Below are 1,262 nucleotides of genomic sequence, written 5' to 3'. Positions count from 1 at the left end.
CGGGGCGGTCGTCGTCTCGCCGTCCGCAGCGTCTGCACCTCGAGCTGGCCGATGACGTCCTGCAGGGCGGCGATCTCGCGGCGCGCCTCGGCCGCGGTGTCTTCGTCGTCCATCTCGTGCGCCAGCTCGACGAGCACATCGAGGTCGTCGAGGCGCTGCTCGACGTCGGTGACGCGCTTGAGGTCGGCCTGACGGTGGCTGAGTGCGCTCGTGACCTTCTGCGCCTTCTCGACGTCGTCCCAGAGGTCGGGGGCACCGGCTTCGTCGGACAGGCGCGCGATCTCCGCACGCAGTCCCTCGACGTCGACCACCGCCTGGATGTCGGAGAAGGTGGAACGCAGGGCCTGGATGTCGGCGGAAGGATCGAAATCAAGCATGACACTCCAGACTAACGTGGATCGGGTGAGCTCCCGCATGCCAGATCCCGCGTCCGCGCCCGGCATGGGACCGATGCTCTGGCGTCTTGCGCCCATGATCTATGGCCCGACCGTGCTCTTCGCCCTCGGCGAGGGGGCCGTCGTTCCGCTCTTCCCGGTGATCGCGGCGCAGCTGGGCGCCGACGTTCCGACCGCAGCACTCGTGGCCTCGGCCCTCGTCGTCGGACAGCTCTGCGGCAACATCCCGGCGGGCTGGGCCGTGAGCCGCATCGGCGAGCGGATGACGATGATCGTCGGCGGGGTGCTCGCACTCGGCGGCGTTGCCGGGATGCTGTTCGCACCGAGCCTGCCGGTGCTGGCGGCCGCGGTGTTCCTCATCGGATTCTGCGCGGCCGCGTTCGGTCTGGCACGGCACTCGTTCATGACGACGCGGGTGCCGATCGCTTACCGGGCGCGGGCGCTGTCGCTGCTGGGCGGCACGTTCCGCCTCGGCATGTTCGTCGGGCCCTTCCTCGCCGCCGCCCTCATCGCGATCTTCGGCGATGAGCATTCGACGGTCTGGTTCTTCGGCGCGTGCCTGCTCGCCACGATCGCACTGCTCGTGTTCGGTCCCGACCCGGAGGATGCCGTGCCGGTCCCCCGCGTCACGCGCTCGTCCGGCGACTCGAGGCTCGCCGAAGACACCGGTGAGCCTGTCACCGGGTCGATCCCCGTGCCCGAACGCGTGGGCGTCTTCCGCACGATGTGGCGCTTCCCGCGCGTGCTGTCGCGGGTGGGGCTCGCGGCGGCATCCCTCTCGGCGGTGCGATCGGCGCGTCAGGTGGTGCTGCCGCTGTGGGGCGTGTCGATCGGGCTCGACGCGCAGACAATCGCGCTCGTCGTCGG

Annotated in this window: 2 protein-coding genes; one reads left to right on the top strand and one right to left on the bottom strand. The window is 70.4% G+C overall.

What is annotated here, in order from left to right; genetic code table 11:
• A partial coding sequence (locus I5I_RS03380) for a PCRF domain-containing protein (protein ID WP_036316480.1) occupies positions 1-377 on the bottom strand: 377 nt, incomplete at its 3' end.
• Positions 378-450: 73 nt separating this feature from the next.
• On the opposite strand from I5I_RS03380, the gene I5I_RS03375 reads away from it, so the two are divergent.
• On the top strand, positions 451-1,262 hold an 812-nt coding region (locus I5I_RS03375; protein ID WP_051039459.1), incomplete at its 3' end, for an MFS transporter.

The organism is Microbacterium sp. B24, from assembly GCF_000333415.1.
Classification (GTDB): Bacteria; Actinomycetota; Actinomycetes; order Actinomycetales; family Microbacteriaceae; genus Microbacterium.
The sequence above is the reverse complement of the archived record's forward strand: the minus strand, read 5'-3'. Positions and strand labels throughout refer to the sequence as shown.